We start from the raw sequence: 19,399 nt of genomic DNA, 5'->3' as shown, positions 1-19,399 counted from the left end.
GCAGCGCATCCAGGGATCCCGGCTGGAATACGACTTTGAGCAAGAGCGAGGAGTGTTGGAAGAAGCCTTCGGGCAGGTGGATATTGGCCAGTTGCAGGCCAGCGGCTCTCCGGCGGCGGCCCTCTCGCCGCAGCGGCTGGTGCGCTTTCGCGCTGCCCGCATCCGCTTCGATGCCAACAACTGGGAAGGAGAGCAGGTGCGGCTGACCAATGACCCTCTCGATCCGCCGGAGCTGGAGATCCGCAGCCCGCGGGCGACCTCTACCTTGCAGGCGGATGGTTCCAGCCTGTTGATTGCCGAAGCTGGCCAACTGGTTTTCGACCAGGTCTTGTTTCTGCCCCTGCCCATTCGGCTGCGCTTTGACTCATTGAACCGTCAGCCTCCGGTCAGCCTTTTCTACGATGACTTCGACCGGGAAGAGCTGCGGCGCGGCCTGATCCTGCAGGCCAACTTCGAGCTGCTGCAGGATCCCAATCTCAGCCTGGTGCTCTCCCCGCAACTGTATCCGCAACGCCTTTGGGGCAGCGATCAAGGGATCCGCGATGGGATCGGGCTGCGGGCTGATTTTCGTTGGCGGCAACCGGAAGCCAATGCCCAAACCTCGCTGTTTGCCGAGCTGCGCGGGATCGTCTTCGAGGAATTTGCCCGGCGCTTGCGGGCCCAGGTCGAACATCGCGTTACCACCGGCAACGGCGGCCAAGTCACTTATACCTATGCCTACCGAGAGCGTTTCTTCAGCGGGCGGCTGGGGTTTCAGATTGTGGAGAATCGCCTTGGTGCTAGCTACAGCTCGCCCACCCTCCGCCTCGGCAACACCGGTTTGGATTTCAGCTACCGCATAGCCGCCGACTACATCGACGCCCTCGGGCAACTCGGCGACATCGACACCGATCCCGATCTGGCCTTGGCCAAGACCACCGACCGCATTCAGCTCGCCCGTCTGCAACTGGGGGCAACCCTAACTCGCTCCTTTCCCCTCTGGAGCCCTCCCAAGACGGCAGCAGATCCCCCGCCCCGCTTTTCCGCTCTGCCCATCGAACAGGGAATCTGGCTCAACACCGGCGTCAGCAGCAGCCAGTCGTTTTACTCCAATGGCCGTGCCCAAAGCTATACTGCCGGCAGCATCGGCATCGATGCCGTCATCGGGGCTTTTGTGGCCGATACCTTCGACTACACCAACCTGAGGGTGACCTACTCCAATGGTTTTTTGGCGGGGGCCTCGCCGTTTTTGTTCGACCGCATCACCACGCGGGAGCAACTTGTTCTGGGCTTTTTACAGCAGCTGTATGGCCCGCTGCGGGTGGGGGCAGAGACGACGGTGGATCTGCAGTCAGGCCAGCAGGTGGACATCACCTACCGCCTGGGTTACGACCGCCGCACCTATGGATTTAGCTTGCAATACAATCCGGTGCGCCAGTCGGGGGCGCTGGAGCTGCGGGTGGAGGGCCTGAACTGGGATCCCCGCCAGTCGCCGCAGAAACCGACGACCGGAGCGAGCGTCCACGAGCCCTGATCCCCAAACTCCAAGGGGACTCAAATGTAATCTTGACTACTACTCTGTGGAGATTTTCTGTGAGAAATTGCCTCGCCGCAGGAAGAAATCTCAATCCAAGTCCGTCCTGAGTTGAGGAGCCATTCTGAAAAAATCAAAACGGTAAGATAAAATACAGAAATTGCTTTTCCAGGATTAATTTCTGCTGGTTGGGATCGCCGTATCGCAGACTACCGCAGCGATCCCCAGGCGGTGTTAGGGTAGATGCTAGGCTGAGCAGAGTGGGCTGGTGATCTAATTATGCAAACACTTGATGCAATCCCCGCCAAAAGACAAACAGAGCGAATAACCTGTAGCTACATCAATGCGACCAGCTCCGTTCAGGTGGTTCGCATCACAAATATCGAAAACTGGTACTTTGAGCGGGTGGTCTTCCCAGGGCAGCGGCTGCTGTTTGAGGCAGTGCCGGGAGCCAAACTGGAGATCCACACGGGCATGATGGCCAGCTCTATCCTGACAGACATCATCCCCTGCGAAAAGATGCGGGTGCGAGAGACGGAGCCGGTGACTGTGGGCGCCTAGATCCCCAGAGGCCAGCGGTGTGGACTAGGTCTCGCGGCCTTGCTGCTTTCTCTCCTCTGCTTCCGGGCTAGGGGAAGGTTGGGGTGAGGGGCGAGGCTTGGGCGGCAGTGGGATCTCGAGGAAACGGGCGCTCAACCTCACCGGGCTGGTCTCTCGCCGTTGCGGCGGCCAAGGGAGCCCCAGCCAACGGGCCGTGAGCTCCAGTAGGCTGGGGGGCGGTGTGGGAGTAGGGGTGGGCGTTGGTGGTGGGGTGGGGTACAGATCCAAGCGCGGCGGACGGGGGGTGCTGACCCGAAAAGCATCGGGGGGAGGTTGGGTCAGCGGCACATTGGGATCCCCGCATCCCCCCAGCAGGCCCAGCCCCAGCAGGATGTACAGCGTTGCAGTGCCTCTGCTTCTCATAAACGAGCTGCCGAACATCGACCCACCAGACTATCACCGGGATCCCAGGACTCTGAGCCGGCTTTGCAAATCTGCTTCCAGGGCAGATAGCTCGCGGGCCATGGTTACGTAGCGGTTGGCAGTCAAGTTTTTGGCGATAAATTGCTCCAGCAGTTGCTGATCCCGGGCAACCATCTGGTTAAAGTACTGCTCTACGGAAACCCGCGGGTCTTCGATCAAGGCTCTGCACATCTGCAAAGCCGTGATCAACTGGGCTCGCACCTGCAAAAAGAGGGACTGGACGTACTTCTGCTCTGCCTCGTTCAGTTGGCGAAAATCGCGCCAATACTGCCCTCTTTCCAGCGATTGTTGCAGCTCCTGCACCCAGCGGTTGTACTCCTTCACCTTGCGGGCCAGGTCGCTGGCGAACTCCATGATCTTGGGCGGGCTGTTGAGGAGATGGGCCTCCTGCCAACGCTGACGAATGCGACGCAGGTTTTGCCGCAACTCCAGGATGGCCCAGAGCAGCCCCAGCAAAACCACCCCCAGCAACAGGACGGCCACCGCGTACAGCAGCCAATAGCCGGGATCCCGCATCGCCGAGAAGATCACCAGAGCAACCACCAACAGGCAAAGGGCCAGCATAATCCAGAAGCGCAGTTGTTGTTGTTGCAGACGCAGGTACCCCTCCCTCAGGCCAAATGCTTCACAGCAAGCCTCCAGATCCGCATCCATGATCTGGCGAAACTCCTCTGCAGAGATCGGTTCGGCAGTGATCATCGAAGACCCTCGCAACGCAATCTGGCTGAAGTCCAGGCCGTTAGGATTTGCTCTGCCAATCCCGCGCGGTTTCCGTGCTCTCCTCCAGAGGCTCCAGCATCTCGTTGGCCGGAACCACCATCAATCCGTAGCCCCCTTCGCGACAAAAATCGACGATCTCCTGCGTGTCAAAACGTTCTGCTACAGGCTTAGGCAGTCCCTGTTGAGCCAGCCTCTGGGCATATTTTCTGGCCGCAAACGAGCTCTCAAAAGCAATAACAATATCTTGACCACCAACCTGGCGCGTGCAGATCCCCTCCTGCCCATTGGCTTGGTAGAGCAGCACGATCACCTGGGAAGGCAAGTCTTCCGGGCTAACCCAAGATAACCCTCTCTCTACCTGGGATCCCCCGCCCAGCAGCACATCCCGCGCCTCATTCAGCCGCGCCAGTTGCGCCTCTAGCAAGGGCCTTTGTCGCTCATCCTCCAGTTCTGCGAGAGCAGTGCCGAGAGTTTGGTATTTCTGAAACAATCGCCCCCGGATCTGCCGCTCGCTTGCATCCGGTGGAAGGCTGAGAATTTTAAGGGCTTCGGCGGTGCTCATCATCAAAACCTCCTGGGTCTGAACCCTTGTCCTTTAGGACGGCTTTGTCCACTTCAGGCATAACACCTCCACGAACAAAAGCCGAGAAACCGCACATCTTCTTTTTTCGCTGTTTGCGTTAATCTTTTTTCCGCTTGCTCAACAATGCAGGCTGAGTTTTCCACCAGAACTTCCGCCCACAAAGCTCAGTCCCAATTTGGGGTGCTCGACCAGGCTCCCTCTCTTGAGTCCCAAACTCAGGGTACCACCATGGGGAAGCTGTTTCCCCCCTTTTAAGGAGAAGGCACGATTCCAAATCATCGCCTAGGCTAACTGCTCTGAGAGTCGCCGGGGAGAAATTCTTCCGTGATCGTTGCTGCCATCTTGAGGTTGCTTGGCAGGGGAATTGAGTTTGGGTTGCTCGAGTAAAGCGGGAAGCGAGAAACCCAACTCAAAAGCTTCTCGTGCCAGCAAAGATGGATCCGACTGGGCGCGTTTCACCCGCTCTTTGAGGCGATTCCGCAGGTGTGCCCGGTGGATGCGTTTCAACTCCTCTCTCGGGTCGCGTGTCATGCCGTCCCCACTTTTGTTGTATCGATCCTAACAAAGAGCCCAATGGCCGGTGTCAGGGAACTTTGACGGACTTTGGGAGATGGCGCAGCGAGTGAAGCCAACGGGATCCCTGGGGCTGCCAGGAGAGAAATAGAGATGCGCTTCTGTTGGCCCACCTTCAGTATGGCGGGATCCAACAGTTTTTCCGGGGGTATTTTGGGTTGCCGCGCCCACCACCTAGGGATCTTCGCAGGGATCTTCGGCACAGGGAACCGCGGCTTTGGGGGGGCCAGCCTGTCCCAAGCTATCCAAAAAATGCTGCAAGAGCTGAAAACCGGGTGGGTTAAGGCTGTAGTAAATCCAGCGCCCCTGCTGGCGAGCGTTAACCAGCTTGGCATCTCGCAGAGTTTTCAAGTGAAATGAAAGCTTAGACTGGCTAACCTGTAGCTTTTCGCAGAGCTCGCAAACACACAACTCGCGCCCCTGCAGCAGTTGCAGCACGCGTAGACGGAGCGGGTCAGAGAGAGCGTGGAACCGCTCCCACACCTGCTTATCCAGCAGATCCCCTTTTACCTCGACCAGCAACGAGACCATCTGTAATCAACTCTTAACTAAAGTAGCAGGAGTTGTGCGCCCCAACTCTTGATTGATTGGACTGATGGATGGGATGGTGGGGGAAAAGTAAGACAACGCATCGGCTCGGCAGCGTTTCCCTCCATGGAATCGACAGAGTTAATCCCGACACAGGGATCCAATACGAGCTTGGCAGGTGGCGATTTCTTCGGGGGTGAGGTTGTCCCAATTGACGTCGCGGCGCAGCACCAAGCCATTGTGCCCGGTGATGAAGCGGGGCAGCTCGGCTTGGTCGATCACGCTCAGATCCCGCATGTGGTAGGTGGTGTAGTAGGTAACCTCCGAAGTGTTGAAATCCACGTCGATAAGGGTGAGGGTCTTGCGGGGGGGCAGGGGGCTATTCAGGAGGGGGCGGGGGCCGGAGCCAAGAATGCCGCAATGGAGCAGTTGCAGTTGCCCCTTGTGGCCAGGGTAGTAGCCGTGGTCGTGGCCGCTGATGTAGGTGTGGACGCGGTACTTCTCCAGCAGGGCCCGCTTGGCATCGGCCTCCAGCAACACCTCTCCTGGATCGTCGCGCCCGACGGTAATCGCATAGAGGGGTAGGTGGCCGATAACGATGCGCAACTTGGCCTTCTGAGCCCGTTCGCTGGCCAGTGCTGCTTCCGCCCAGGCCATCTGTTCCGGCGGGATGTAGTTGCAGGTGGCGTCCCAGACTAAGTAAAATACCCCGTCTTTTTCAAAGGTGTAGTAGAAGGGAAAGTCGCCTCGATCCACAAAGTTCAAGCCCGGATCGTGGGCCGGGTCGTTCCAAAACTCACGGGCCAAATCCCGTTCTTTTTGGAAGAGAAAACCGCCCCGCGTGGTGCGGGCACAGGAAGCATCGTGATTGCCCAGCGTGAAGCCGTAGGGGAGTTTGGCGGCTCGCAGCGGGCCGGCCACATGCCGGTCGAAGGCTGCCCACATGGCGCGAATGCGCTCTTCCGAGAGGCGGGGATCCTGCCCGGCCACCATGTCCCCTCCTCCCAAGACGATATCCGGCTGGAAGTAGGGGATGAGGCGGATAGCCCGATCCACCTCTGGGTCGTAGTCCACCGAGCCGTAGATGCCGTTCATATCGCTGATGACCAACAGGCGAAGATCGCGGCGGGCTGGGATGTAGAGGCCCCGGGGAGCTTCTGGATGGGGGACAACCGTGGGCGTAGGCCGAGGGGTAGGGGGGGATCCCACCAACGCGGACAGAGGTACCGAAGTAGGACGCTGCCGACTAGCCCAATAGGCCCCCGCCAATCCACTGCTGCCGGCTAGTCCCAACAAGCCCAAGATCATTTGGCGCCGCCGCATCCTGCTTCTCCTCAACACCCCAGCGGTATTGTAGAAGGGATATCGTCAATAATTGACCCCACTTCTTCTGCACACTGCTTAGAGAGGTCTACGCCAGTGGAGATTTTGCAACAAATCTTCAGAAACTTCGACTTGCAAATGTTAGACTAGTATAAATGAGCAACTGGCTATCTCAGACTCGGTATGACTTGAGGTTTGCCCATGCCTCGCCCTGTAGACTCTTTGGAAGCTGCTTTGGAGCGATGCCGAGAGTGCAATCTGCGCCTCAGCCGGCAGCGTCGTTATATTTTGGAACTGCTGTGGCAATGCGGCGAGCACCTTTCCGCTCGAGAGATCTATGATCGCCTCAATCGGCAGGGCAAGCCTATTGGCCACACATCCGTCTATCAAAATCTGGAGGCCCTGGCCAGCCACAACATTATCGAGTGCCTGGATCGCGCCGATGGGCGTCGCTACGGCAATCGTACCCATCCTCACAGCCATGTCAACTGCCTGGACAGCAACCGCATTTTGGACGTAGATGTGGAGCTGCCGCCGGAGCTGCTGGCCCAGGTGGAGCGGCAAACCGGCACCCGCATCCAGAGCTACCGCATCGAGTTTTTTGGGGTGGAGAACCAGAGCTAAGCCTTGGCGGTTTGGGTAGAGCAGAAGGGATCCCGGCTTGTTCTGGAGAAGGCTGAACCGCTGTCAGTAGGCTCGGTTCTGCCCTTTGCCGATCTGCGACTGGATTTGTTCCAGCGAGCTGGCCGGAGCCAGGCATTTGCTGCCCCAGCACACCAAGCCTAGCGCCCCTTCTGGCAGCGGCTCCGCTTCCGTGGGCAGGGCAAAGACGGTGGTGGGCCAAGTTCGCCGCTGAAAAGCAGGGATGTGCTCGGCCTCTAGGGTGACTTTCACCCAATTGCTGTACCAATCCAGCCCAGCAAACAAACTGGGGCAGGTGCGCGGCTGGGTGCTCATGATGTGAGCAAAGGTTTTCAGGGCCTGTTCTGCCCGTTCCAGGTAGTCCAGATCTCCGGTGATGGCGGCTAGGCGCACCAGGTTGGCAATGGCCACCCCATTGGCCGCGGGCGTGGCGTTGTCCTGAAACTCCTTCTCCCGCACCAACAGTTCAGGGGTGCTCTGGGCATCGCTGACAAAGTATCCCCCCCTGGCCGGATCCCACAGTTGCGCGTCCATCTCCTGCTGGAGCTGGAGGGCAGCCTGCAACCAATCTTGGGGGGTGGGATCCCCCACCAGCGGCAGGCTGACTTGGTGCAAGTCCAATAGGGCTTTGATCAGCAGGGCATAATCTTCCGATTTAGCGGGTACTTGGGCTGTGCCGTCGTAGTTCAGGCGCAGCAGGGATCCCGTCTGGGGGTGGCGCTGCTGGCTGAGGATAAATTGGGCGGATCGCAGGGCCAACTGCAGACAGTCCTCGTCACCGAACACCTGGTAGGCCCGCGCCAGTCCAGAGATCATCAGGCCGTTCCAAGAGACGATCATCTTGGTGTCCGTGACAGGTGGGATCCGCCCCGGCCAAGAGCGTTGGCGGGCCGAGCGGGCATCTACCGCGGGTGGGAAGGGGGTTCTCCGCTCTGTGGAGCCGTAGCGGGCCCGAAACAGATGGGTGGTCAAGGCGGTCTCTACTTCCGGCGGCAGTTCCCCCCCCTGTTTGCGCTGCAAGACGATGCAGCCGGGCCGATCGGGGAAATTGGGCGACAGGTCAAACGCCTGCTGTAGGGCGCGGAAGGTTGCTTCATCCAGCAGATCCTGCAGCTCCTGCCAGCGCCAAACGTAGAACTCGCCCTCCTCCGGCTCCGTGTCCTCCGCCCGGGCAAAGCTGTCGGCATCCTGGGCGGCATAGAAATACCCGGCAGGGGCAGTCATCTCCCGCGCCACCCATTCCACCGTCAGGCGCACCGCCCGCTCGATAGCTGGATCCTGGATCCCGTGGGCCCACAGCTCAGACAGAAACTCCAAGATCTGCCCGTTGTCGTAGAGCATTTTTTCAAAGTGGGGCACCGTCCAGGTGGGATCCACGGTGTAGCGGTGAAACCCGCCGGCCACATGGTCGAAGATCCCTCCCAACACCAAGGCCATGCCCCGCTCCTTAGCCCGTTCCAGCGCCGTCGGCGAGCCGGGGATCCCTTCCGGTGGGTCGAAGCGGGCCGAGCGCAACACCAACTGGGCGTAGGGCATCATGGGGAACTGCTGCACCGCCCCGGCGTTGGCCAGCAAAGGCTGGATTTTGGGGATCCCAGAGCGGAGCAGGTCAGGGGGAAGGTGGTCTTCCGGCACCAGGTCGCTGAGGGTGGTCAGGGCCATCAAAATCTGGCCTTTCATCTCCTCGATTTTGTCTTTTTCCTGGCGGTAAAACTGGAGGATGCGCTGCAGCAAGGTCAAAAAACCCGGACGGCCAAAGCGGGGTTCCACCGGGAAATAGGTGCCCGCGTAAAACGGCACCAGATCATCGGGGGTGAGGAAGACATTGAGGGGCCACCCCCCCTGCCCGCTCATGAGCTGCAGCGCCTGCATGTAGATGCTGTCCAGATCGGGCCGCTCCTCGCGATCCACTTTGATGGGCAAAAAATGGGCATTAAGAAAGGCGGCGATCTCCGGGTTGGAGAAAGCCTCCCCCTCCATGACTGTGCACCAGTGGCAACTGGAATAGCCGATGGACAGAAAAATCGGCTTGTCCTCGGCCCGGGCTTTCTCCAGAGCCTCCGGGATCCAAGGCCACCAATCCACCGGGTTCTCGGCGTGCTTGCGCAGGTAAAGGCTGGAACACGTGGCGAGGCGATTGGCCATAGGTACACCTTCTCACCCTTTTTGCTTCAGGCTAGCGCGTTCTCTTCCCGAGGCCGAGCCAACCCACTGTTGTTCAAGATACACTCACCCACGCCTCTTCTTGCCCTGAGGCTCCCTGTTGGTCAGACCTGCTCCTGTTCGGCAGCCGGGATCAAAAACCCCAGCGGACGCCCGTGTAACACCAGAGTGGTGCTGGGATTTTCCACAAAACCAATTCGCTCGTAAAAGCCGCGCTGATGGGTGGTAAACAGGTAGATGCGCTCCACCGACTGCAGGTGGGGATGGCTGATCAGGGTTTCCACCAGCTTGCGCCCGATGCCCTGGCGGCGGTAGTCGTGATCAACCACAATGTCCCAGAGGACAGCCCGGTAAACCCCATCAGAGGTGGCGCGGCCAAAGCCGATCAGGCGCTCCCCGTCCCAGGCGCTGACCACCGGGTGGCTGTGGGCGATGGCCCGCTCCATCTCTTCCCGCCGGCGATTCTGGGCCCAAAAGGCGTTGCGGTTCAACAACAGCAGGAGCTGCTCCAGATCCAGATCGCCCCGCTCCAGGGAGAAGCGAATGTTGCGGTTGTCCACCGGTTGATGAGAAAGGGCGATGACAGGCTCAGGAGGGGGATCGGACATAGATTCAGACCTTGGCAGCAGCGAGAGTTAACAAGGAATCAAGGGGTCGTCGCAAAACGGAGAACAAACCTGGCCAGGGCTAGCTGGCCGGAGTATTGCTGGCGCTCGCTCCCGCCTGCTCTAGGGCATAGGCTTTGAAGCGCTCCAAGTCCGCCTGGATGGTGCTCTCCACAACTTTGCCCACAAACAGGCCATCCAAGATCTTGCCCAGGATCCCCGGGATCTTGTAGGCCACCGACAGCTTAACAATGGTACTGCCCTTGCGGTCGTAAAAGCGCAGTGCCCCGCGATTGGGCAAGCCTTCCACCGATTGCCAGCCGATGTGCTGGTGTTTCACCACCGTGTGGGTGCGGGAGATCCAACTGAAGGTGAGGCCGCGCGTATCCAGCGTCCACCGCGATAGCTCGTGATCCAGCAGTTCCACTGAGCGGATCCACTTCATCCAGCGCGGCATGAGGGCAAGGTTGGCCCACAGCTCCCACACCTGCTCGATGGGAACCGGCACCTCCACCTGACAGGTGTGCTCTAACCAATCTGACTCGGACATGGGGCCTCCCACACGACATCCGGCAGAACTATCCCAGGGCTTGGCCACAGCGCCTCGGGACAGGCTCCCCGCTTTACAAAATTTTATATCGACCTAAGATAGCATTATCGGCCTCATGAAAGTTCGGGGCTCTGCACTTTCTGGCAGCCCGGTTGTTGGGTCCGAGCAAGTTGTAGCTGCCCCCATAGGGGCAAGGCAGAAGGCAGGTATGATGATTGCCATCTGCAAGCTTCACTTACGTCGGCTCGGTGCGTCCACTCATTTGACTTGATGGAACGACCTCACCATGGTTTCTCAATGGAAACAGCATCTTAAGAACTATTTCGTGGCGGGTTTGCTGGTGGTGATCCCTCTGGCAACCACGATTTGGCTAACGGTGGAGGTGGCCACCTGGAGCATCGGCTTTTTGACCAGCATTCCCAAGCAGTTTAATCCCATCCAGGGGCTGCACCCCATTTTGATCAACCTCATCGATCTGGCGGTGGGCTTGTTGACGCCGGTTGTGTTCATCCTGCTGATCGGCTTCATGGCCCGCAACATTGTCGGCCAGTGGCTGCTCAACCTGAGCGAGCAGTTGCTCCACGCCATCCCGGTGGCGGGGTTGGTCTACAAGACCCTGAAGCAATTGGTCAGCGTTTTGTTTGCCCCCAACAATCAGCGCTTTCGGCGGGTGGTGCTGGTGGAATATCCCCGGCCTGGGGCTTGGGCGCTGGCCTTTGTAACCGGCACCATTCAAACCCCAATCCGGCCGGATGGGCCGCAGCGCTCCCTCAGCCTGTTCGTGCCCACCACCCCTAACCCAACGACGGGCTGGTACGCCATCGTGCCGGAAGACCAGGTGGTGGAGGTGTTCATGCCGGTAGAGGACGCTTTCAAGATGCTCATCTCCGGTGGGATCGTGACCCCGGAAACTTTTGAGGCCGGGCTGCAACGGCGCGAAGGGGCCCTGGCCATGCCCAGCCTGCGGGAGTTGGTGGAACAAGAGCGGGCGGCGGCATCCGCTAGAGCCGACTCAATGGAACCCGAAGTGGGCTTTGAGAGCCAAAGGATCCCCTGATCAGGCTTGTCCTTCTCCCAATAGGTCGGGCTCCCAGAGCTGGTATTCTTTGGCCTGCTCCAGGCGTACATAAAAAGGCTGCATCTGCCGATCCAACCTCTCCACTTGGTCGGGAGAGAAGGCTTTCCAGGCAGCACGGCTGGCCCAGCGGAGGATGAGGTGAACAAGTTCGGGATCCTCTTGGTCCAGCCAGACTTCTTTGCCCAAAAAGCCCGGCTGTTGTCGCAGGGCAGGCCCCCAGATCCGCTCGTCTTCCTGAATGAAGGCCATCTGGCCGCCGGGAGGAACCCGGAAGCAGAGGTGTTCGATGGCGATGGGCTGGTCTGACATCGGCAAAAGTTGGCTCTTGGCTGGCTAGGACGCGGACGAAGGGTTGATCAGCCGCTGCAGGGTGGGGATGAAGTCGGGGTAGGAGATGCGGGCACAGTCGGCCCCTCGAAGGGTGGTGGATCCCTGGGCGGCCAGGGCGGCCACCATCAGGCTCATGGCGATGCGGTGATCGGCGTGGCTGTCCACCTCGGCCCCTTGCAACGGGATCCCGCCTTTGATTTCCAGGCCGTCGGGATACTCGGTGACCTGGGCCCCCATCCGGCTGAGTTCCTGGGCGATGGCCGCCAAGCGGTCGCTCTCTTTAACCCGCAATTCCGCCGCATCGCGAATGACCGTAGTCCCCTCGGCAAAAGCTGCCGCCACCGCCAAAACCGGGATCTCGTCGATTAGCGTGGGAATGAGATCGCCACCAATGCTGCAGCCCCGCAAGCGAGCCGAGCGCACCCGCAGATCCCCCAGGGGTTCACCCGCCATCTCTCGCCGGTTCTCCACTTGAATATCGGCCCCCATCTCCTGCAACACCTGCAGCACGCCGGTGCGGCTGGGGTTGAGGCCCACATCCTGCAGCAGCAACTCGCTCTCCGGCACAATCGAGGCGGCCACCAGCCAAAAGGCTGCTGAGCTGATGTCCCCCGGTACCTGCACCGTCTGGCCCACCAGGCGGGATCCTCCCACCACAGCCACGGTTTTCGCCTCGACATCGACGTGGATCTGGGCGCCAAAGGCCCGCAGCATCCGCTCCGAGTGGTCGCGGGAGAGGGCCGGCTCTGTAACTTGCGTGGTGCCTTCTGCCAAAAGGCCCGCCAGCAACAGACAGGACTTCACCTGGGCCGAGGCCACCGGCGAGTGGTAGTGAATTCCCTGCAGGGATCCCCCCTGCACCGCTAAAGGAGCCAAGGCGCCCCCCGCCCGCCCCCAGATGTTGGCTCCCATCTGCCGCAGCGGCTCCACCACCCGCCCCATGGGCCGTGAGCGCAGGGAGCGATCCCCAGTGACAGCAAAAAAGCGCCCCCGCTGGCCGGCCAGGATCCCTAGCATCAGGCGCAGGGTGGTGCCGGAATTGCCGGCGTCTAAGACATCTGTCGGCTCCTGCAGGCGATCCAAGCCCACCCCTTGAATGCGGACGCACTCGCTGTTGAGCTCGGGGATCCCAGCCCCTAGCGCCCGAAAACAGGCCGCCGTACTGCGAGGATCCTCCCCCAGCAGCAGCCCGTGAATGACGGTTTCCCCTTCCGCCAGGGATCCCAGCATCAGGGCGCGGTGGGAGATGGACTTATCGCCTGGAACCTTGATTTGGCCGCGCAGGCTACGGACTGGCGAAAGTGTCAGGAGGTCGGGAGAAGAGGCGGTGGTCAGCACAGGAGCCGTGACAGCAGATAAAGACAGGGGCAGTCTTGATCATACTCAGGCGTGGATCTGCACCGCTTTCGCCGGCGGTTGAACTCGGGAAAGACAGGCCGTCTTTTGACAGCAGCCCTTCTCGTCCTTGAGGATGAGCTTAACAACATGGATTCCTCGGTCGGGGCTTGGCCTCGGCCTTTTTTTTGCCAGCCCTGATTTTGCAGATGTTATCTACGATATCTAGTGCCTAAAGCTTCCCAGCCACTCATTCTCCCACAATATGCAGGCAATCTCGGCTGGCGGAACATCCATTGGCTTCTGTCGCCCTTGCCTGTAGATTGTGACTGAGCGGCGGCCTGTGATCTTTTCGGGAAGGCTGTGATAGAGTCAATAGGAGTTGTGAACGAGCTTTCCCAGAAAGCGGTCTAACGGTCTCAGGGCTGGGTGGCCAGAAGGGAGAAAGCGATCCTGTAGTCTCGGTAACTCAACAACTTTGCAGAGCAAGGCAAATTACCTTTCCTTTTTGGTTGGTTAAAGTTTTTGTCAAGTAGGATCCTCAGTTGCCGGTCAGCCACAGCCGTGCCTAAAATTGCCGAGGACTGGTGTTTTTCTAGAGGGTCTGTAGATACTATTGATTTTGCCTTCCTTTGGCCTGTTCTTCGCCCATTGACCTTTCGAGACCGACTGCCCTATGACAGATACTCATCCTTGTGCCCCCTGTATTGTGGATACGGGAACTTTGGTAAATAAGCGGGATATTTACCGGCTGCTATCCGATTTGGGACGTGTCCGTTACTTCGACATCGTGGATGGCATGGTACGCAAGCAGGGGGAAGGCTGCGTGATGGATGTTTTTCAGGATCCCACCGCCGCCACGCTGGTGGTAAATGGCAGCCTTTACCTGAATGTGAATAGCTTTGACTACGCCTGTCTGCGGGATCCTGCTGCGGCGGAGGAGCTTGCTGACCTGGGTAAGGAGCGAGCGGGCGTGGTTATTGACTTGGTTCAGGACAGCCGCATCTTGCGCTTGGTCCCCCTGGTGGAGCCGCGGTCGGATCCCGCGGAACTTTTGGGGGATAACCGGGCGTTGCAGGCGGCAGTGGACGTTTTGGCCGCAGGCTGGGGCATAGAGGAAAGTTCTTCTGACTCCCTAGAATAAAGGATTCTAACCCGAAGAATTAGGCCGCCCATCTCGTCCTGAAGTTGGCCGGCACAGTGTGATGCAGATCATTCTTGGGAGGCGGGTCGCAGCCGGTATGATCCACTTGACTCGGAGAGCTTTTCGAGTTTGGGGGTGGTGTGCAGGTTTTTTCAAGGCGACGGCAGCTTCTGGGCAGAGTAGGGGGTCTGTTCGGATTCCTGGTGGCTGTGCTTCTGGTACTGGCGCTCAAGGCTTGCGGGGGAAGTGGTGGTTCCTCTTCGGTAAGTGTCATTCCCGCTCCCACAACCGTCATTCCCACCTCTACTCCAACTGTCGTTCTCACCCCTACCCCGACTGTTTTCCCTTCGCCGACGGCTACCTCTGTTCCCCAGTTCGCGATTGACGTTCGTTTTCCCGACAACAGCCTCACTCCCAGCCAGCAAGCCATTGTCCGCAGCGCGGCCTTGAGGTGGCAGGAGATCATCGTCGGGGATCAGCCGGATCTAGGGCCCACCAACATCCGGGCCGGCGAGTGTGCCGCGGGGTTTCCCAGCACAGCGCTCAATTTTCCCATCGACGATCTGCTAGTGGAGGTGCGGGCAAGAGACCTGGGCGACGAGCGGATTTTGGGGGGAGCAGCTCCCTGTTTTGTGCGGGCCTCCAATGGCCTGCCTTTCTACTCTGTGGTTGTGTTCAACAGCCAAAACCTCTCGGCTTTGGAAGAGCGGGGTGACCTGCCCATTACTGCTTTGCACGAGTTGGGCCATGCGCTTGGCTTTTTGCCCAGCGTCTGGGATCCCAAGGGGCTGACGGTGGGCTTGGTGGGGCGGGATCAGCCGACGCCGCCGGGCTATGACCCCCACTTTATTGGCCCGCGGGCGGTTGCCGCTTTTACCACGTTGGGGGGGAATGCCCCTTCTGTTCCCTTAGAGAACCAGTTTGGGGAGGGATCCCGCGATTCCCACTGGCGGGAGAGCGTCTTGGGTCGGGAGCTGATGACCACCCGCCTCGACCGGGGGGTGCCCAATCCCTTAAGCATCCTTACGGTGGGAGCGATGGCAGATATGGGCTACGCAGTGAACCCGGCGGCAGCCGATGGCTTTGAGCTGGGGCGCAGCCGGCCCCTCTCGGAACCCCTGGAGCTGCAGGAGCTGGAGCTGGCCCTACCGCTGCGGCGCTTCGATGCCACAGGCAGACCGGTGGGGGATCCCTGAGGTTGAAAAAAGCATATCTACCTATAGCCAAGCTGCCCGTTCTTAACAATAATGAGTGGCCAGTTGCAGAACGTTACGACATCGGCAAAATGGGCATTCTCAAAAAGCTGTTCGGCGGTCTTTTTTCCTTCTTTGGCATTCTCTTCGGCGGTCTGGTGGATTTTGTAACCGGGCCTTTTCGCTCGGCGCCTGGACAATCCGCTCCAAGCCAGTCGGCAACTTCCTCTAACTCTGCGGCAACGGCTGCACCTGCCAAGCCCAAAGTGGTGGTCGAAAGGCCCTTTGTGCCCAACGAGATCCCGGCTCCGCGTCCTAACCGTCGCCCTGGCCCAGCTCTAGATCTGTTCCGCGCCATGGCCCAAGAGATCCCGTCGGCGCGGGCCTAGCTTGCCCTGCTTTTGGGGAGCAGCTCGTAAGATGGAGATGGCCCTGTATTCTGGAGACTGCTCCCTATGTCGGATCTTTCTTTCTCAGAACAAGAACGGCTAAAACAGCTTGAGCGCGAACTGGAGCAGGCAGCTGCGGCCTCTGGGGCGCTGAGCTCGTCTCAGGGGAAAAATGCCGTTCGCACTTGGGCTGAGACATGGGGGCGTCCACTGCTGACGGTTTTGGCCATTTTGGGCTGTATCTTGCTGGTGGGGCTGGTCTTCCGGGTTTTCACCACTGTTCTCAAGTGGGCGGTGGTGGCGGGTCTGGGCTACCTGCTCTACGTCTGGGTGGTGGCGCCACGGCTGGGCCTTCCCACTGGAGCGAGGCCAAAGGCAGAAGACAGGGATCTGGACAGCTTTTGATGCGCAGGGATCCCTGGCGGGCCCGCGCCTACCTGGCAGCGGCTATCTTGGGCTGGGCCACAGCGGCCAGCGCCTTTAAGTTCGGGTTGCAGCACCTCTCACCGACGGTCTTGCTGATTTTTTCGGCGTGTAGCTCCTGCCTAATCTTGGGGATGGTTCTGGTGGTAACAGGGCGGGCGCCTCTTGTCCGCCAGCAGAAGGGATCCCAAATTGGCCTGTCGGCGCTGCAGGGGCTGCTCAACCCGTTTGGCTACTACGGGGTGCTCTTCCAAGCCTATGATCGCCTCTCGGCCCAGGCGGCACTGGCTTTAAATTACACCTGGCCGCTGCTGCTGGCTCTCTTGGCGGTGCCGCTGTTGGGGGAGCGCCTGCGCGGGCGGCTGCTGCTGGCTTTGGGAACGAGCCTGGTGGGGGTGGTGCTGGTGGCCACGGGGGGCTCCTGGGGCACCCTGCAAGTGGAGGATCCCTGGGGAGTGGGACTGGCGGTGGGCAGCGCCGCTATTTGGGCCCTCTACTGGCTGCTCAATGTGCGGGATGGACGGGATGCCGTGCTGAAGTTGTTCCTGGGGTTTGTCTTCGGCAGCGGCTATTGCCTGGCGCTATTGCCGTTGCAGGAGCTGAGGTGGACTCTAGCAGGGCTGGGCTGGGCGGCCTACATCGGCTTGGCGGAGATGGGCCTGACTTTTGTGTTCTGGCTGCGGGCGCTGGAGCTGGCGGACGAGCGCGGATCCCTGGCCAATTGGGTCTATGTCACGCCATTCCTGTCGCTGGGGTTGATCGCGGTGCTGTTGCAGGAGCCGATCGCGCCAGGATCGCTGCTGGGCCTGGGCCTCATCTTGGCCAGCAACCTCTGGGGATCCCGGCGGGAAAAGTCTCAGCCTGTGCTTTCCTAAGGCTATGGCGGTGAATCCAGTTCCTCTCTATGTGGCGGCAACGGCCCATGGGTTTGGTCACGTCACCCGGCTGACGGCGGTGGTGAACACTTTGCGGCGGCGGGAGCCGCAGATCCTGCCCATTTGGGTGACGCCGGCTCCCGCTTGGCTGCTGGAGCGCTACGGGGAAGGGGAGTTTCTGCATCGGCCCCGCGCTTTGGACGTGGGGGTGGTGCAGCCGGATGGGCTGCAGGCGGATCTGCCGGCGACGTTAGCGGCCCTGCGGGCGTTCCAAGCGGGGTCTGCCGACCTCATCCGAGAAGAGGCGGAGTTCATCCGCAGCCAGGGGGTGCCGTTGCTGCTAGGGGATGTGCCCCCCATTGCCGCCGCCATTGCCGAGGCCGCCGGGATCCCCTGCTGGATGGCCAGCAACTTCGGCTGGGACTTTATCTATCAAGAGTACGGCCCCCAGTTTCAGCCCTTTGTAAGCTGGATCCGCGAGCTGTACGGGCGCTGCCAGCGGCTGTTTCGCCTGCCCTTTGCTGAGCCTATGGGCGCCTTTCCCCACCAGGAACCCGTGGGGTTGACGGGGTCGGATCCCCGCTACTTGGCTGAGGAGGTGGCCCAGCGCCTAGGGCTGGAGCGGGAGCGGCCCACGGTTTTGTTGACCTTTGGCGGGCTGGGGCTGCAGGGCTTGCCCTACGAGCGGCTTTTGGATTTTCCCGACTGGCAGTTTCTCACCTTCGACCCCAAGGCTCCCCCTCTGCCTAACCTGCAGATTCTGGACGGGCAGAGGTGGCGCCCGGTGGATGTCATGCCTCTCTGCCGCTGGGTAGTGTCCAAGCCGGGCTATGGCACCCTAGCGGAGGCGCTGCGCTGTGGGATCCCCATGGCCTGTGTCAACCGTTCCAGCTTTGCCGAGTCGCCCCTCTTGGTGGAGGGATTGCGGCGCTACGGCTGGCATCGTATCCTCTCGCCGGAAGAGTTCTTTGCGGGATCCTGGGACTTCTTGCGGGATCCCCCTCACCCACCCCAGGCGTCGGAGGAGCTGGATCGCAAGGGCAATGAGGCCATTGCGGACGCCATCGCGGCGTTCCTGAGGCAGTAGCATAGGGAGCAGCTTCCTGGAGTGGATCCCATGGCCGGCAGCACAACCGAGTCTTTGCGGCAACTCTACGAGGAACTGCCCTATCCCAACGTACCCATTGAGGCGTCGGGCCGCAGCGCCATCGGTAGTCTGTACCGCCTGAGCTGGACGACGGCCCAATACGCCCGTACCCGCGCCATCCTGCCCAGCGAGGGGATCGCCATCCTCAACGTCGGCTGTGGCTCCGGCTGGGAGACCTTGATCTTGGCGGAGGCCAACCCAGGGGCGCGGCTGGTGGCCTGCGACCTCTCGCCGGCGTCGGTGCAGGCAACGGAGCGGCGCCTGCGCTACCACGGCTTTGGGGAGGTGGAGCTGCATGCCCTCAACCTGTTGGAGATTGAACAACTGGGGCAGCAGTTTGACTTCATCAGCCTCAACGACGTGCTCTATCTGCTTGAGGATCCCGTGGCGGGCTTGAAGGCGCTTAAGCGGGTGCTCAAGCCGGACGGGATCTTGCGGGCCAACCTGCACCACGCCTACCAGCGGCAGGTGATCTTCCGCCTGCAGGAGGCGTTTCGGCTGCTGGGCCTGTTTGAGCTGCCCACCCCCGAAGCCTGCCGGCGGGTGCGGGAGTTCATGGCCAGCCTGGCCTCTGACGAGCTACGCGCTGCCCTGCACTGGGATCCCCAGATCTACAGCGACGACACCAACATCCGCGCCAACTACCTCTTACCCGGCGACAAAGGGTTTTTGCTCCCGGATCTCCTGCGCATGCTTCAAGAGGCGGAGCTGGGCTTGGTTTGCCTAGTGGACTACGCCGACTGGGATCCGACGCTGCTCTTCAAAGACAGGGCCATGCCGGCTTGGCTGCAGGCGGAGCTGGACAAGCTTTCCCCTGCCGAGCAAAACCACTTCTACGAGCTAATCTACCCCAACCACCGCCTAATCGACTTTTGGGCGGAGCACCCCGGCTCTTCCCTGGTCTTGCCCTGGAGCGACGCCGACTGGCTGGAGGGCAGGGTGCAGCTCAACCCCATCCTGATGGACAACGCCGAGTTTCGCCACAACTTTGCCCAGGCCCACGACAAGAAGCTGGAGTTTGCCATGAACTGGCCGGGGGCCAGCCGTGGGCGCCTGACCATACCAGCCCCCCAGATGGCCTGGCTGGGATCCCTGTTGCAGGGGCCAGTGGCGGTGGCCGGCCTGATCGAGCAGGCGGCCCAAGCCCATCGGATCGACCAGGAAGCGGCCCAGGAGCAGGTGCTCACCTACCTGGCAGGGCTGGAGTCGTTTCTGTTTGTGATGTTGGATCCCAGCCCAGCTTCTCTTGCCAAAGAAGGGAT

At 60.5% G+C, this 19,399-nt stretch carries 21 protein-coding genes; 11 read left to right on the top strand and 10 right to left on the bottom strand.

Annotation, left to right across the window (positions count from 1 at the left end; genetic code table 11):
- The coding region (locus NW853_RS06520; protein ID WP_414348454.1) for a DUF3769 domain-containing protein at positions 1 to 1,513 on the top strand (1,513 nt) is incomplete at its 5' end.
- A gap of 279 nt (positions 1,514 to 1,792) precedes the next feature.
- The gene (locus tag NW853_RS06515; RefSeq protein ID WP_414332563.1) at positions 1,793 to 2,074 is read left to right on the top strand and encodes a DUF1830 domain-containing protein; all 282 of its coding nucleotides are present in this window, start codon (positions 1,793 to 1,795) and stop codon (positions 2,072 to 2,074) included.
- A 24-nt stretch (positions 2,075 to 2,098) separates the two neighbouring features.
- On the opposite strand, the gene NW853_RS06510 is transcribed toward NW853_RS06515, so the two are convergent.
- The 5 genes from NW853_RS06510 to NW853_RS06490 all read right to left on the bottom strand — a co-directional run bounded on the left by NW853_RS06510 (position 2,099) and on the right by NW853_RS06490 (position 6,263).
- The gene (locus NW853_RS06510; protein ID WP_414348452.1) at positions 2,099 to 2,476 is read right to left on the bottom strand and encodes a hypothetical protein; all 378 of its coding nucleotides are present in this window, start codon (positions 2,474 to 2,476) and stop codon (positions 2,099 to 2,101) included.
- Between the two features lie 33 nt (positions 2,477 to 2,509).
- Positions 2,510 to 3,235, bottom strand: a complete 726-nt coding sequence (locus tag NW853_RS06505; protein ID WP_414332559.1) for a hypothetical protein — start codon at positions 3,233 to 3,235, stop codon at positions 2,510 to 2,512.
- Positions 3,236 to 3,275: 40 nt separating this feature from the next.
- Complete coding sequence (locus tag NW853_RS06500; RefSeq protein WP_414348449.1) at positions 3,276 to 3,821, bottom strand: DUF3110 domain-containing protein; 546 nt, start codon at positions 3,819 to 3,821, stop codon at positions 3,276 to 3,278.
- A gap of 765 nt (positions 3,822 to 4,586) precedes the next feature.
- Complete coding sequence (locus NW853_RS06495) at positions 4,587 to 4,943, bottom strand: ArsR/SmtB family transcription factor (RefSeq protein ID WP_414348446.1); 357 nt, start codon at positions 4,941 to 4,943, stop codon at positions 4,587 to 4,589.
- Between the two features lie 138 nt (positions 4,944 to 5,081).
- Positions 5,082 to 6,263: a metallophosphoesterase family protein gene (locus NW853_RS06490; RefSeq protein WP_414348443.1), complete on the bottom strand. Its 1,182-nt coding sequence runs from the start codon at positions 6,261 to 6,263 to the stop codon at positions 5,082 to 5,084.
- A gap of 201 nt (positions 6,264 to 6,464) precedes the next feature.
- Here NW853_RS06490 and NW853_RS06485 point away from each other — a divergent pair, with 201 nt between their 5' ends.
- Positions 6,465 to 6,887: a Fur family transcriptional regulator gene (locus NW853_RS06485; protein ID WP_414332551.1), complete on the top strand. Its 423-nt coding sequence runs from the start codon at positions 6,465 to 6,467 to the stop codon at positions 6,885 to 6,887.
- A 63-nt stretch (positions 6,888 to 6,950) separates the two neighbouring features.
- Here NW853_RS06485 and NW853_RS06480 read toward each other — a convergent pair whose 3' ends face one another.
- The 3 genes from NW853_RS06480 to NW853_RS06470 all read right to left on the bottom strand — a co-directional run bounded on the left by NW853_RS06480 (position 6,951) and on the right by NW853_RS06470 (position 10,223).
- Complete coding sequence (locus NW853_RS06480) at positions 6,951 to 9,050, bottom strand: thioredoxin domain-containing protein (protein WP_414348441.1); 2,100 nt, start codon at positions 9,048 to 9,050, stop codon at positions 6,951 to 6,953.
- 122 nt (positions 9,051 to 9,172) lie between these two features.
- Positions 9,173 to 9,676 carry a GNAT family N-acetyltransferase gene (locus NW853_RS06475; RefSeq protein ID WP_414332547.1) on the bottom strand — a complete coding sequence of 168 codons (504 nt, stop codon included), beginning with the start codon at positions 9,674 to 9,676 and terminating at the stop codon, positions 9,173 to 9,175.
- A 79-nt stretch (positions 9,677 to 9,755) separates the two neighbouring features.
- Positions 9,756 to 10,223 (bottom strand): SRPBCC family protein, encoded by a 468-nt coding sequence (locus NW853_RS06470; protein WP_414332545.1) that lies wholly within the window; start codon positions 10,221 to 10,223, stop codon positions 9,756 to 9,758.
- Positions 10,224 to 10,509: 286 nt separating this feature from the next.
- On the opposite strand from NW853_RS06470, the gene NW853_RS06465 reads away from it, so the two are divergent.
- Positions 10,510 to 11,280: a DUF502 domain-containing protein gene (locus NW853_RS06465; RefSeq protein WP_414332543.1), complete on the top strand. Its 771-nt coding sequence runs from the start codon at positions 10,510 to 10,512 to the stop codon at positions 11,278 to 11,280.
- On the opposite strand, the gene NW853_RS06460 is transcribed toward NW853_RS06465, so the two are convergent.
- A complete protein-coding gene (locus tag NW853_RS06460; RefSeq protein WP_414348438.1) occupies positions 11,281 to 11,610 on the bottom strand; it encodes a TIGR03792 family protein in 330 nt (109 codons plus the stop codon).
- Between the two features lie 24 nt (positions 11,611 to 11,634).
- Complete coding sequence (gene aroA, locus NW853_RS06455; RefSeq protein ID WP_414348436.1) at positions 11,635 to 12,969, bottom strand: 3-phosphoshikimate 1-carboxyvinyltransferase; 1,335 nt, start codon at positions 12,967 to 12,969, stop codon at positions 11,635 to 11,637.
- Positions 12,970 to 13,642: 673 nt separating this feature from the next.
- Between aroA and NW853_RS06450 the strand changes: the two genes are divergently transcribed.
- The 7 genes from NW853_RS06450 to NW853_RS06420 form a co-directional block, all read left to right on the top strand.
- Positions 13,643 to 14,110, top strand: coding sequence for a hypothetical protein (locus NW853_RS06450; protein ID WP_414348433.1), 468 nt, complete (start codon positions 13,643 to 13,645; stop codon positions 14,108 to 14,110).
- A gap of 203 nt (positions 14,111 to 14,313) precedes the next feature.
- Entirely contained in the window at positions 14,314 to 15,306 is a 993-nt protein-coding gene (locus NW853_RS06445) for a leishmanolysin-related zinc metalloendopeptidase (RefSeq protein WP_414348431.1), read from the top strand.
- Between the two features lie 2 nt (positions 15,307 to 15,308).
- On the top strand, positions 15,309 to 15,692 hold the full coding sequence (locus NW853_RS06440) for a hypothetical protein (protein ID WP_414332533.1): 384 nt from the start codon (positions 15,309 to 15,311) through the stop codon (positions 15,690 to 15,692).
- A 66-nt stretch (positions 15,693 to 15,758) separates the two neighbouring features.
- Positions 15,759 to 16,097 (top strand): hypothetical protein, encoded by a 339-nt coding sequence (locus tag NW853_RS06435; protein ID WP_414332531.1) that lies wholly within the window; start codon positions 15,759 to 15,761, stop codon positions 16,095 to 16,097.
- The gene (locus NW853_RS06430) at positions 16,097 to 16,990 is read left to right on the top strand and encodes a DMT family transporter (RefSeq protein ID WP_414332529.1); all 894 of its coding nucleotides are present in this window, start codon (positions 16,097 to 16,099) and stop codon (positions 16,988 to 16,990) included. The genes NW853_RS06435 and NW853_RS06430 overlap by 1 nt, the downstream gene beginning before the upstream one ends.
- Positions 16,991 to 16,994: 4 nt before the next feature.
- On the top strand, positions 16,995 to 18,077 hold the full coding sequence (locus NW853_RS06425; protein ID WP_414332527.1) for a glycosyl transferase: 1,083 nt from the start codon (positions 16,995 to 16,997) through the stop codon (positions 18,075 to 18,077).
- Between the two features lie 30 nt (positions 18,078 to 18,107).
- A partial coding sequence (locus NW853_RS06420) for a class I SAM-dependent methyltransferase (protein WP_414348429.1) occupies positions 18,108 to 19,399 on the top strand: 1,292 nt, incomplete at its 3' end.

The sequence above is a fragment of the Synechococcus sp. H55.11 genome (assembly GCF_047462475.1).
GTDB lineage: Bacteria > Cyanobacteriota > Cyanobacteriia > Thermostichales > Thermostichaceae > Thermostichus.
The sequence above is the reverse complement of the archived record's forward strand: the minus strand, read 5'-3'. Positions and strand labels throughout refer to the sequence as shown.

What these genes read in the sequence shown, in the direction of transcription:
- NW853_RS06515 (WP_414332563.1), top strand. Translation starts at nt 1,793, where the DNA reads ATGCAAACACTTGATGCAATCCCCGCCAAAAGACAAACAGAGCGAATA.
- NW853_RS06510 (WP_414348452.1), bottom strand. Translation starts at nt 2,476, where the DNA reads ATGAGAAGCAGAGGCACTGCAACGCTGTACATCCTGCTGGGGCTGGGC.
- NW853_RS06505 (WP_414332559.1), bottom strand. Translation starts at nt 3,235, where the DNA reads ATGATCACTGCCGAACCGATCTCTGCAGAGGAGTTTCGCCAGATCATG.
- NW853_RS06500 (WP_414348449.1), bottom strand. Translation starts at nt 3,821, where the DNA reads ATGATGAGCACCGCCGAAGCCCTTAAAATTCTCAGCCTTCCACCGGAT.
- NW853_RS06495 (WP_414348446.1), bottom strand. Translation starts at nt 4,943, where the DNA reads ATGGTCTCGTTGCTGGTCGAGGTAAAAGGGGATCTGCTGGATAAGCAG.
- NW853_RS06490 (WP_414348443.1), bottom strand. Translation starts at nt 6,263, where the DNA reads ATGCGGCGGCGCCAAATGATCTTGGGCTTGTTGGGACTAGCCGGCAGC.
- NW853_RS06485 (WP_414332551.1), top strand. Translation starts at nt 6,465, where the DNA reads ATGCCTCGCCCTGTAGACTCTTTGGAAGCTGCTTTGGAGCGATGCCGA.
- NW853_RS06480 (WP_414348441.1), bottom strand. Translation starts at nt 9,050, where the DNA reads ATGGCCAATCGCCTCGCCACGTGTTCCAGCCTTTACCTGCGCAAGCAC.
- NW853_RS06475 (WP_414332547.1), bottom strand. Translation starts at nt 9,676, where the DNA reads ATGTCCGATCCCCCTCCTGAGCCTGTCATCGCCCTTTCTCATCAACCG.
- NW853_RS06470 (WP_414332545.1), bottom strand. Translation starts at nt 10,223, where the DNA reads ATGTCCGAGTCAGATTGGTTAGAGCACACCTGTCAGGTGGAGGTGCCG.
- NW853_RS06465 (WP_414332543.1), top strand. Translation starts at nt 10,510, where the DNA reads ATGGTTTCTCAATGGAAACAGCATCTTAAGAACTATTTCGTGGCGGGT.
- NW853_RS06460 (WP_414348438.1), bottom strand. Translation starts at nt 11,610, where the DNA reads ATGTCAGACCAGCCCATCGCCATCGAACACCTCTGCTTCCGGGTTCCT.
- NW853_RS06450 (WP_414348433.1), top strand. Translation starts at nt 13,643, where the DNA reads ATGACAGATACTCATCCTTGTGCCCCCTGTATTGTGGATACGGGAACT.
- NW853_RS06435 (WP_414332531.1), top strand. Translation starts at nt 15,759, where the DNA reads ATGTCGGATCTTTCTTTCTCAGAACAAGAACGGCTAAAACAGCTTGAG.
- NW853_RS06430 (WP_414332529.1), top strand. Translation starts at nt 16,097, where the DNA reads ATGCGCAGGGATCCCTGGCGGGCCCGCGCCTACCTGGCAGCGGCTATC.
- NW853_RS06425 (WP_414332527.1), top strand. Translation starts at nt 16,995, where the DNA reads ATGGCGGTGAATCCAGTTCCTCTCTATGTGGCGGCAACGGCCCATGGG.